At 47.2% G+C, this 12,582-nt stretch carries 9 protein-coding genes; all 9 read right to left on the reverse strand.

Features of this window, described 5'->3' with window-relative positions; all coding sequences use genetic code 11:
* Nucleotides 1–5: 5 nt before the first annotated feature.
* A complete protein-coding gene (locus AC58P7_RS24860) occupies nt 6–908 on the reverse strand; it encodes a carbohydrate ABC transporter permease (RefSeq protein WP_497347726.1) in 903 nt (300 codons plus the stop codon).
* 11 nt (nt 909–919) lie between these two features.
* On the reverse strand, nt 920–3,187 hold the full coding sequence (locus tag AC58P7_RS24865; protein WP_497347728.1) for a DUF5696 domain-containing protein: 2,268 nt from the start codon (nt 3,185–3,187) through the stop codon (nt 920–922).
* A 48-nt stretch (nt 3,188–3,235) separates the two neighbouring features.
* A complete protein-coding gene (locus AC58P7_RS24870) occupies nt 3,236–3,901 on the reverse strand; it encodes a Yip1 family protein (RefSeq protein WP_497347730.1) in 666 nt (221 codons plus the stop codon).
* Complete coding sequence (locus AC58P7_RS24875; protein WP_497347731.1) at nt 3,898–5,361, reverse strand: hypothetical protein; 1,464 nt, start codon at nt 5,359–5,361, stop codon at nt 3,898–3,900. Before AC58P7_RS24875 ends, AC58P7_RS24870 begins: the two co-directional genes overlap by 4 nt.
* Nucleotides 5,362–5,378: 17 nt before the next feature.
* Nucleotides 5,379–6,245 carry a carbohydrate ABC transporter permease gene (locus AC58P7_RS24880; RefSeq protein WP_497347733.1) on the reverse strand — a complete coding sequence of 289 codons (867 nt, stop codon included), beginning with the start codon at nt 6,243–6,245 and terminating at the stop codon, nt 5,379–5,381.
* Nucleotides 6,246–6,275: 30 nt separating this feature from the next.
* Nucleotides 6,276–7,175, reverse strand: coding sequence for a carbohydrate ABC transporter permease (locus AC58P7_RS24885; protein ID WP_497347735.1), 900 nt, complete (start codon nt 7,173–7,175; stop codon nt 6,276–6,278).
* On the reverse strand, nt 7,172–10,027 hold the full coding sequence (locus AC58P7_RS24890; RefSeq protein ID WP_497347737.1) for an extracellular solute-binding protein: 2,856 nt from the start codon (nt 10,025–10,027) through the stop codon (nt 7,172–7,174). The genes AC58P7_RS24885 and AC58P7_RS24890 overlap by 4 nt, the downstream gene beginning before the upstream one ends.
* Nucleotides 10,028–10,144: 117 nt before the next feature.
* A complete protein-coding gene (locus tag AC58P7_RS24895) occupies nt 10,145–12,007 on the reverse strand; it encodes a GH32 C-terminal domain-containing protein (RefSeq protein ID WP_497347738.1) in 1,863 nt (620 codons plus the stop codon).
* A gap of 222 nt (nt 12,008–12,229) precedes the next feature.
* The gene (locus AC58P7_RS24900) at nt 12,230–12,580 is read right to left on the reverse strand and encodes an amidohydrolase family protein (RefSeq protein ID WP_497347740.1); all 351 of its coding nucleotides are present in this window, start codon (nt 12,578–12,580) and stop codon (nt 12,230–12,232) included.
* Between the last annotated feature and the right edge of the window lie 2 nt (nt 12,581–12,582).

Genomic DNA, 12,582 nt, shown 5'->3' on the forward strand with positions numbered 1-12,582 from the left:
TCCGTTTAATCCTCTAAATAAATAATTCTTTTCTTTAGCAGCGTATAGACAATACCAAGAAAAATGGCAATTCCCAGACAATATAACCAGGCAAGAGCACTGCTGTAGCCAAAACGGACCTGAGAAAATGCGGTATTGTATATCATCAACACAACCGCGTTGCCGTAATCCGTGAATGTATCAATGATGGTATACACCACATTGAGGAGCATCATGGGTGTCAGCATTGGCAGCGTAATTTTCCAGAATTGCTCCCATGATCTCGCTCCTTCGATGGAGGATGCTTCATACAAATGTCCTGGAATCGCATGAAGACCAGCTAGAAATAGCAGGACCTGAACACCGGAACGCCATGTGAGATCGAAAATACGGCTGATGACGTTATTAATGACATCGATCAGCTTGGGTCCTAGACCAAGCTCTGTCAGTATCCCGTTAATACCTCCACCGCCGAATAGATAGACGCTTTGTACGTTGCCCCGTATTCCCTGTGAGAAGACGTCTTCCTTCAGAATCTCCATCAATACGCCGGAGGCGATAATAACCGGGAGGAAAGAGATCGCTCGCATAAGACCTCTTCCCCTAAATTTGTTTTTCAGCAGCACCGATACGAACAGGCTGTACACGAGAATGAGCGGCACGCCATAAAGGATATTGATAAAAGAGTCTGCTGCTTTGCGGATAAATTCAGGATCCTTGAATATGGCATACCGGAAATTGTCGAGTCCGATGAAGGTACCCTTCAGTCCCTCTGGCGTCATCTCCAGATTCTGAAAAGAATACTTGAAAGATGTCAGCAGAGGATCCGCAAAGAAGACAATAAATCCAATGATCCACGGGAGCACGAATAGGAATCCGTATAGTTGTTTTTTTCTCGTATAAGGCATCGCTTTCAGACTGCGGATCATACGTATCCTCCTTATTGCAGTAAATAACCATTCGCTTCTATATAATCCTGACCAACGGTCACTGATTTGTCTGTGTAGTTGATCAGAACCGACTTACCGTTCCCATATGTCGTGCGGTATACCCCTTTTGCTATTCGATCATGATGGCTAATCACTTGCCCTCGGACAGGCATGAGTGCCTTGTTGATTTGCTCGAATTGCTTGCGTACGTCGTCTTGCCATTGATGAAATTCTGCGCTGAACAAGTCGTCATCGTCTGTGCCCTTCAGCTTGTTGCCATCCTCGCCGATAAATCGGTACGAGGGATAGGTACCCGTCTCGATCAGCTTGAGTACATATTGTTCAGGATTGCTAGACAAATTAATCGGCTCAGAGAACGCTGGGATCAACCCGCTGACAGCCATGCTGTAAAAAGGAATGGATCCGTCTTCGCTGTCAAAATCGCTTGCAGACAGTGGCACATCGGTTACGCTTTCTGCGAAAGGGAATGCATAGGCATCCGCGTGATCAAACATAATTCCTCCTATTTGGGAAGATGCTGCTTGGAGCCCCTCCTTCCACAGTTGACCGGTGCTGTTCTTGGCTAACATGTCGCGTCTGAAGTCTGAATATAGGGTAGAACCGATGCTTTGCATCGCAATTCTTTTCACGCCATTTTTGGCTGCCGAAGCACTGAATCGTTCCAACGCTTGCTTCACGGATTCCGGCTTAAGCAGGTACCAAGGCTCCACCGATGTATTCTTCACACCAGTGCTAGTGCTGTACTTATACATGAGCGCAGGTGCCCTTGTAATGCTTTTGCTAACATCAAAGAATTTGTAGAACCCATTTCCACCTTTGTAATAAAAGACAGGATCGATGGCAGGGTAGAAAGCTATGTTTTTCTGCTCCAAATCCTTTAGCAGAGACTTGAAGCCCTGATTACCGCCTAGCTTACTCTCTGCGTCCACACTCACCGGAATTTTATCCTTCATGCCACCGCTTAACCAACCTTCGTAGCGGATATGCAGGTTATCCATACCGTTATCCTTTAATTGATTGGCTGCGGTGCGAACGTCGTTAAAGGAGGTAAGCGGTTCTACAGTTTGGTAAGGAATTCCAAGAAAGGTAGTGCGTTTTTTGATGCCTCCCAGGAAATCCACCAGCAATGGGATTTGATCCGTCTGTGGGTTAATACCCTTTAAATCTGTTGAAGACATTGGCTTCACGCCTTGATCTTCCACCAAATACTTCCGATAGCGTTCCGCCATGCCCGAGTAATCCGCTTTGGCGCCGCTCAGGAAATAGTATCTGAGTTCCAAAGGCTGATGTCCCGCATCCGATGCGGAAGCTCTAACAACCTGCTTCTCATTAGGACTGCCTTCCATCAATACATTGGTTTCAAATTCCGTCATATTTAAATAACTGAACACCGAATTGTATGGATTGTTCTTACCGCTGACCTCAGCCGTGATGCCGGCTTGGTAAGCTCCTTGATGAATGACGGCGAGAAAAGCGCTGTCCTTATTCTTTAGACCGAATACGGGCAGGCGGATATCTTCTTTTACATTCGTCTGCTCGGTCGTGGAGAGTGCCTGGTCTCTACCGTATACACGCTCGTTGTAGCTCTTGTATAAGGTCTTGTTATTATTAAAGTTAATTAATGCTCCGCTGCCGTCAGGTACGAACAAATACCCGTTATCCTTTAGGCTGCCTGCACCGAAGAAAGGTAGCAAACTGAGATTCACAATACGAAACTTATCCCGCTGCTCTATTCGTTCCGTGTCAATCGTCGCTACCAAAGCATCATCTCGCAGTGTATACCGTAATGGGATCGAGAGTCCTGCTTTCTTAAAATCGTAGATAACTTCAACCCCCCCCTGAATTTGCTTCCAGGTGAAGGTTTTCTCCTGAACACTCCCGACAAAGCTGTTAAGCTGAAATGGTTTATTAAGCTGATCGATGTAGTCGACCAGCAACTGGGCATTGAGATCCATCTTTTTAACACCCTTGGCCATCGTGTCATTAGCCCGATCCTCCGGATTGCTTCGCCAGACGAAGCCGGAGGACAAATCGGTTACCGCAACCTCAGCCGTTTCCGAATTGAAGTCGAGTGCAAGCTTACTATTCTGCGCTGTACGCACGAAGCCCGCTGTGACAGCTGATCTGGATGGCTCAGCGACCGGAGCAGACTCCTGATCTGTCTGCTTAGATAGGCTTGATTCGCCATATAGCGTATGGGAAGAGGTTAGGGCGAGAGCGCAAACCGTAAGGACGGTCACCAATAACCTTAATTTCATACTGTGCCCTTCCTCTCTAATATCTTTGAGCAGCCTTCATTCATTTGATTAAAGACGGAACAAGACTTCGTTATAGATTGTCGTCACAAAGACGTATGCCTGTTGAAACAAGGTGTAGAATAAGATAACCAAAAATACAATGATTGCCATTGCAGCAAGCGTAAGCGCAATCGATTGCAGGTTTCTGACAAAACCGTAATCATGAACGGTCAACAGACCAATCAACATCAGCACGCTGCTCCATAGAATCGCCAAAACCGTTATGTAATGAAGAAAGACGCCTTCTTCCACCAGCATGATATTACTAAGCAAAGTAGTGACGATGAGCGAGATGACATAAGGCATGATGGCATAAGCACTGACGATCATGATGTGGGAGGCTTTCCCCTCTCCATCCATCCAGGTTGCGACCACCCAGTTACTAAGCACCCACAGTGCATAAAGCGCAATCGTCTTGGACGCAACCAGCCAAACATTCAGCTCATCCAGGTTATTCATATTGAATGCGTAACCTGTGTTTTGCCTTTCAAATATGGAGGAGAGGAAGAAAACAAGCACGATCACAGCGACTGCAAACAATGAACCTTTTCCTTCTTCCTTGACAGCGTAGAAGCTATCGAAAGGATGAAACAGAGTGTTAAAGGGATTCAATTTGCTTCCTTGCTTAGCGGGATTCAACTTGATGCCTCGCCGATATAGGGTCGCGATATTCACATCCGCTTCCTCCTTCCTCTATGGGTATACACCAAGCGGAACGCTCGGTAACTATACAAACCAACGACTGACGCAGCGAGGAGAGACATCACAAGCGGCAAATTCATACGTACCGCTGCGATGCGCATTTGTGAAAAGTTATTGGAAAATCCCGCTCTGTCGGCTCCCTGCTTATAGTAATAAAGCGCGCTCTCGTAATCACCATTCTTTTCTAATGATTTGGCAATCCCAACATTAGCTATATCGCTGTGCATATTCCGCTTCGCTACATTTCGCCAGATGCTCGCTGCTTCTTCGTACAGACCCTGGTTGTAGAGAATGACCGCCTTACGAACCTGACGGCCGTATTCAGTCAAGGCGAATTGAGTGATGTTTCGTTTGCCGGAATCCAGCACCAGAATGGAATCGTTCAGAAAAGCGACGGCATTTGGTTGAAGAAACGTCCCTTGCTGGTTCCCGAGCGCGCCAAATACCGCAAGGAGATTGCCATCCTGATCATATTCGAAGACACGACCGCGAGTCCGGTCCAGACCAGCAATGATGCCATCGCGATCGACCGCAAGATCAACGAAAGCTGTATCCTGCTTAACGGATTTCTTCATGGGAATTTCCTTATCTCCAAAATCCAGCGCTCCCTTTTTCCCTACCAATACATTGTTGCCGAGTGGGTTTAACTTCTTGATCTCTTCCCTTGAATTCTCAGAGACAATCGTCGTCGTGTAAACGAATCCATCGGGTCCAAGGTCCATGTTCGAGTATTCAATCGGCAGCAATTTGGCCATGGAGTCCCTTTGGTCCTTCGTCAACATGCTTTTCCAGAACTTTTCCAGAACAACCGCCGGTGTGACCTCCACTTTGTTACTTCCAAAATATCCAGTAAATTGTCCCGTGCTGTCGAATTGCATGAGCCCAAAGAATTGTCCCTCTGACAACACATAGATGCGCCCTGCTTCATCAGCCGAAACCTTGATAGGTTTGAACTTGAACTCCTTGGGGATCAGCGGATGACTTGGTTTCTCAATCACGAGCTGTACCTGTTTGCTGCTATTAACAAGAAGTACCCGCCCATTCCCTTTATCAGCAATAACGAGGAGACCGTCTGCCCCCATGAATATACCGCTAGGACCAGACAAGGCGGTCTCCTTTCCGTTCCACATCAGCTTGTCGATAATGTCCACCTTCTGAAACTGATCATTCAGTTTTACAATCCTGTTGTTGCCTGTATCAGCAACGTAGACGAATCCTTTGCTGTCTACAAATAAATCCTGCGGATCATTGAAAGAACCGACGCCGCTGTCAAGACCCGAGTACACGCCACTAGGCAAATAGCTGTTGGGCGCAGCTTTTGCATGGTCCCACTCATCGTAAACATAAGCTTGATAAGGACCTTCCGCATAGGTTCGGACAGGATTCAGAGCTAGTAAGAGACATGCAGCAACTGCGGCTATAAAGTTCCTCATTTTCATAGCTCCTCCTGTCATTTGATCCCGGCGAACGTCATGGTTTCCACAACTTTGCGCTGGAGCAATACGAATAACAAAATCGGCGGCAGCATGAGCATGACTGTAGCAGCAGAACCCGGTCCCATTCTCACAATCGAATTCTCTTGGGCAATTTGTTCAAAAGCCGTTCGCACCATCTTCAGCGATTCGCTAAAAACGAGATCAGACTGCGTGTAGTTCCACATTTGGTTAAACTGGAAGAGGATCACGGTCATAATGGCCGGCAAAGCATTCGGCAGAATAATCGTAAAAAAAGTCCGAAACTCGCTCGAGCCATCGATGCGCGCAGCTTCCAGGATTTGATCAGGAATCTGTTCAATAAACTGCTTCATTAGGAAGAGCCCCAGTGATGACCCCACCCAAGGAAAGATTAAAGCCCAGTACGTATTCACCAAGTTCAACTTCGTCATAAGAATAAAAAGCGGCATAAACGTAACGGAAGGAACGAACATTAACGCCATGACAATGGCCGCAAACAGCGGCTTTTTTCCGGGAAAACCGTGCTTAGCCAGCGGATAAGCAGCCATTGATGCGAACAACACATGGCCTAATGTTCCCAGCATTGTCACGAACAATGTATTAAACATGTATCGGGATAATGGTACCCATAAGCTGGAGACGAGCTGAAACAAATCCTTATAGCTGTCGAGCGTCGGTCTCACAACGATGAATCGAGGCGGAAATTGCAGCAGCTCATCAATCGGCTTCAACGAGTTGACCAGTGCATAGACCAATGGGAGCATCGAGACGCAAGCAAGCAAGCCGATCAATCCATACACCATCATGTTGCCAATCATGGAACGGCGCGCCTTGTCGCCTGTTTTACTTTTTAAATTGATCACCAATGTAGATCCTCCTTTCAATCATTGTTGTTACGTGCCCACTTTACCCAGCAATTTCGTAGCAAGCCGGTTTGAAAGCACCATCATAAGGAACAGGACGACAGCGATAGCCGATGCATAGCCCATTTCGTAACGGATGGAACCGTAATCCATCAGGTGGGTAACCATCGTCTCTGCTTTATATTCCGTACTTGGAAACCCGGCTAAATTAATCGACACGTCCCCGACGCTGAATGCCGTAATAATCTGCATCACGACACCGAACACAAGCTGCGGGATCATGGACGGAAGCGTAATATACCAAAGCTCTTGAAATCGATTCTTGATTCCGTCCATCATGCCAGCTTCGTACAAGCTTCTATCGATCGTCTGCAATCCAGCTATGAAAGCAAGGAAGCTGATCCCAAGACTCATCCACAGCTGAATAAACATAAGCACCGCTATCATATACTTAGGATCCAGGAGCCAAGCGATCGGGTCGTTGATAAACCCATATTTAATCAAGAACGAGTTCACATACCCATACTCATCAGGACTAAAGATCAGAAACCACATCGGATACACAGAGGCACCAGCAATAGCTGGCAAATAGAAAATTGTCGTGGCAACAGATCTCATTGTTCTGGACATGTCATTGATCATCCAAGCCACCAGGAAACTAAGAAAATAGCCGATAGGTCCGGTAACAAAAGCGAATAAGAGTGTATTTTTTACAGCAATGATGAAGACATCGTCGTCCAGAAACATCCGAATGTAGTTGTACCATCCAATAAATCTCGGAGGTTCAATCATATTGAAGTAAGTGAAGCCAAGAGCCATCGACAGAATAACAGGAAGAATCGTGAACAAGATGAAAAAGATCATATACGGCAACATCAGCAGATAGCTTTCTCTATGTTTCTTAAAAGTCGTCGTCAGGTTCATCTTCATGATTTCACTCCAAACTCGAAACGCTTACGTTTAATTTCTTCATTGATTTGTTTATTCCAATAGTAGAGGCTTTCCCGCTCATTCTCCCACTCCAAAATGACTCTTCGGAATGCGTTGTCAATATTGCGTGAAGTAAAGTAACTTCCGGGCAGTTCGGGAATTTCTTCGACTTGCTTCCATTGTTCGGATAGTAGAGCCTGCTCCTTCGTACTCCAGTTCGTTAAGCGCAAGGCTTCCTGATTGGCTGGTGTTCTGCGCTCGAACATCCCGGTTTCATTCTCCAGTTCCCTGGAGAAGCTGCCTTGAATGTCCGCTCTGTTCCACCACTTCATGAAGGCCCACGCCGCTTCTTGATCCTTGGCAGTTTTGAGTATGATACCTGACGTTCCAGTCGCTCCGGACGTATGCTTAATGGTGCCATCTGGCTGCTTCATACCTGGAATCTCCATCATTTTCCACTGGCCCGCTATTTCCGGGGCCGCTACCTTGAGCTGGTTATACAGCTTGTAAGAAGAGACGAGCAGCGGCATTTCTCCGGTTCGGAATCGGAAGAAATCATTCTTGTAGAGCGGATAATTGTAAAGCTTATAGAAATCCGTCCATTGCTTGAAAGCTTGGTAGGCTGCAGGTTGATCAAAATTGGTTCCGTCGTGCGCTGCGTTGTATACGCTAACCCCATTTTGCATCAGTAAGCTGGGGAACAGATTCAACATGCCAATACCACGGTCCTTGAGCTGCTGAGCATCCAGGTTCTCATAGGGAAGTCCGACCTGCAGATTGTTATTTTGCAGCTTTGGAGCGATCTTTAGCAGTTCCTCCCAGGTTTGAGGCGGGTTCAGACCGAGATCTTTCAATATATCCTTGCGGTAAAACATCATGAAGAAATCCTGCTCATCGGGAATTGCATAGGTGTGTCCCTGGTATTCATAAGGCACAAATGCTGCCCTCATGTATTGTTTTTGGACATCATTGAAGCCAGTGAGCGTATCCAGCGGACTTAACGCCCCGCGGATGGCCAAATCCATCGCTTCGCCCCTTCTGGTGAACAAGTTGATGTCAGGTCCTTGATTGGCCATCGTCGCAACGACCAGCGATTTTTTGACCAGATTCAAATTAACGTGTATACCTGTTTCTGGTGTAAAAGATTCATCGATCAGTCGCTTGACAACATACGCTTGATCTCTGCCAAGACCGACCCATACATTAATCGTGTGATCGCTGCTGCCACTCTCGTCTTGACCGATGTTGTCATAATTTTCAAAGAATGATCCTGCGAATGCTCTGATTTCATGGATGCTTTTTTGCAACAGGGTAGCCTCAGCCTTAGGCCGCTCAGCGTCTGCCCCGGCTGCATAGAGGTAATCCAGCTCTAGCGGCTGATATCTCACTTCCAGCATCCAGTCGGCCAACGCCGTCGAATTGTTCTTCAAACTTTCAAGTCGGACCGGAATCTGATCCGGACGATCCTGAAAGCTCGCCATTTGACTCAGCAGCACTTTCAATGCCCGGGAACCCGAATTTTGCTGCCCAGTTAGCTTCTCGAGCAAATCGGACTGCAACTTCATTTCTTTTTGTAGCGCTTCCAAAGTAGGCAATAAATCAGGAATGCTTTTTTGAAGCTCGTAATCCCGGTAAGCATCAGGCTTTCCGCCAGTAATCATCAATATTTTGCGATACAAACTGTTTAGCTCGTAGACGATGTTCTGGACCTTAGTCAGCGATGGAGCCAAATCACCGAGCGTCACTTCCATCTTGAGTTCATGAACGCCTTTCGTCAGATGGAATAAGTAGGGCTTACCGGTCTCTTCGCCTAACTCCTTCACTGCCCAATCCAACAGATAAGGGAACCGGACGTTCTCCATTTCACGGAAAGGAATGGAACCGTCAAGGTAAATGTTCCGGGAGACGAACGCTCCTTTCAGCTTCTGCTGATGGTACCGCAGACCGATTTTGTACCATCCATCTTCAGGAACATCCACCTTCCATGAAACCCATTGGCCCGTCATGTCCCAACCCTCTCCGCCAACCGTGTTCATTTTAAGTTTGGTCGGATGATAAGGCGTTGTCAGCGGGCTCGTGCGATCGGTTGTCGGGAATATGCTTGATTCCGATTTCAAATAGGTTTGCTCCGCTTGAATGGTGGCGGTAATTTCATGTAAAGACTGAGTGTTGACCGCCTCAGCGCCTTGACTAGCACGGTATTGTTCATAGGTTTGGGGCATTTGCACCTTTTGCAGCGCCATGTAGTCGAGCACAGCGCCTTCTCTTGTGCTTTCAAGTCGCAGTAGATGCTTCCCCGCCTTCAAATCAAGCTGCAATGGCGCTGCGGCAAGGTTATCTGGATTCTCAATCTTCGTATTCAGCCAAATGCCGGCTTCCGTTTGCTTGGGCCGCAGGTCGTTGCCGTTATTGGTTTTCAGCGGTCCCTCCTCATCACGCCATGCACGACTCAGCTTCAGAGGCGTATCATTCGACGTAAGCGTTTTGCCATCAAGCGTCATTTGAAATTCCACGTCTTGACCACTGCCTTCAATTGGGAAATAACCTGCCATTAACTCGAATGTATTGTCCTCAGGCACCGAGAATTCCCATGCAGCGGCACCGCCTTCCTTCCATTCCAGTACGTCCTTGCGACCCTTCCATTCAGGAAGAATACGAACTGCGGCTCCGCTGTCCTTCAGATAGTCCTTCGCAGAAATGAGAATCCCTCCCTCCGGTCTTGGAGCATCCGTGTAGGCATATGTTTTCGCTGACGTTGGCGCTTGCTCCGCATAGGAAAGAATCGCAGCAGTTGGAACCAGCAGCAACGCCATTGTGATAATAACCGTAAATCCAATCCATCTTCTATTCACCGTAGACCCCCATGAATGCGACATCTTGATTTCTTTATGGAAAGCGTTTGCATTTCGAATATATCAAAAAAGGCCTTAGACTAATTTCAAAATGCTCAGTTTATCATTTGCAATATTCTAAGGTTTGGCTTTATGGGTGACATACACATTGATGCTTGACACTACGCTGCCATCCTGACTGATTGCTTTGATCTCGGCGTCCCCATCTTTCACGCCAGTTACCTCAGCACCAGCTGATGTGGCTTTCACTGTTGCAACTGAAGTATCGCTGGACTCCCACTTCAATGTCTGCAGGGAACTTAACGGTATAACTGATGCTTCGATTTGCTCTGTGCCTCCAACAGGAAGATTAAGTATGCCTTTGTTAAATGCAATCCGCAGCGGCTTCCGGCCGTTCGGATCTTCATCGCGCCATATCGTCCGCAGCGGATACACATCAGCATGATTCAAGATGATCGTACCGTCGGTCGCCTCCAGTTCCAGACCATTGCTTGTAGGATCAGGGAAAATGATCGAAGAAATCACGGCCTCGCCATCGCCAGCAAACACTTCAACGCTGGATTCGTCTACATAGATACGAAGCTTGATCTTGTTGTCCTTCAACGGAAACGGAGCCGACATTTTCTCCGCGAATCCTTTCTCGAACGAGGTAATCCCGGATTCCGCCCGGTCTAATGAAAGCTGTGAGGTTTTGGCATCATAGTGAATAACGGTCTCCTGCTTACTTCCCTTTCTTAGCTTCAAATTGAAAGCAGCATCCATTTGCACGGTAATTTCACTATCCAGCTCGTAGGAAGTGCCCTTCATTCCCGCAAATGGATTACCCGCTCCTGGTGTCAATTGCTTCTTCGATACGATCGTCGGCTTGCCTCGTAAAGCATCTAGTTCTTTGACCGGCAATTGGACCATGCGCAAGCCCTGTCCTGGAATATCTCTAAGCTTCAGCTCACGGTTGATGGACATATTGCCCTTCCATTGACCGGTAGGCATGGCGAACGGATAGCGCCAATTGGACATCCACCCCACCCAGATTCTGCGTCCGTCTTCAAGCGGAATATCCGAATAGGATACCGCAGCGTAGAAATCCTTACCGTAATCCGTCCACAGCGCATCTGATGGCTTATTGTCGTTCTTGAATGTTTTTCCGTCGAAGGAACCGACGAAATATTGAGCGGTTGAACCCTTTGTCGAGTCGTTGCTGCCTATGCTGACGGTAAGTACCCACTTTTTCTTGTTGGTACCTTCAACAGGCAGCTCGAATAAATCAGGACACTCCCAGACTGCTGCATGAGAACCTTGATCCTGACCGAATTCGCCTGTCATCTCCCAACTTTTCAGATCTGGTGACGTATAGAAGCGTACTCGGTTATCTACGGAAACGATCATCACCCAAGAGTGGGTCGGCTCGTACCAACGTACTTTCGGGTCTCTGAAATCCTTCAGACCCGGATTCGGAATAACCGGATTGCCCGCATATTTGGTCCAAGTCCTTCCCTTATCCGAACTGTAGGCAATGCTCTGCGACTGCGACAGGGGGCCGTTTTTAAAATGGGTGAATATCGCTACCAAACCTGACTTTCCGCCAAAAAATCCACTCGTATCCTTCTCGTCTACAACCGTGCTGCCGGACCAAATGTCACCCAGAGAGTCGCGAGTAATCGCAACAGGAAGGTGCTCCCAATGAATCAGATCTTTACTTACAGCATGCCCCCATTGACCACTATTTTGATAGAACTGGTGATATTCACCCTCAAAATAGACCATCCCATTCGGATCGCTCATGTTGCCCGATACAGGGGATAAATGATACTGCGGACGAAATTTTTCTGTGTAATAATTGGGAATACTGTTGTAGTTAATCGTCATACCAGAATTCGATACTTCTTTGACTTGCGGTTTCGTCAGCATGAATGCCAATCCGACTCCAACGAGCACCACTGCTGCCGATCCGGCGGAAATGAATACAAATTTCTTCCTCATACGCCCTCCATTATCTTCCTTATATTTGGTACGGCTATTGTAAGCGATCCCATTCATAGAAAGATTTCAAAATGCTCGTGTACTGACTTTCAATTTCTTTACAACTTTTATAGGCATCCTAGAGGCTTTCACTCCTCATATTTAGGTGATATCAAGAATGGCTTGCGCAATAAAACACACAAAAAACCAGCAACCTCAAGCTCAAAGGTTTGCTGGTTTCTCTTATGAAAATAAATTACAAAGAAAGTTCTGCAGCATCGGTCGAAAACCGACAAAGCCTTTGTGCTTGCGGAATTTGGCATATTGCTCCCCAAACTCCGGCGAACTCAGATCCAGCCAGCCGACCACCCCGGCAATGCTGTCATACTTTTCATATAGTGACAGCATGAATTCAGTCTCTTCCAGCGTGGGCGCAGCTTGCACGACAATCGTACGTTCGAAGCCATAACCTGCCAGAATTTCATGCAGCTGCTCCGGCATATAGTCCGCATATAAAATTCCCTGTTCCGGAGTCAGCCAACCGTAGTCTCCACGCGCTGTTTGCCAATAATGCTGATGCGCATCGATTCTCATAC

The sequence above is a fragment of the Paenibacillus sp. J22FR5 genome (assembly GCF_059691975.1).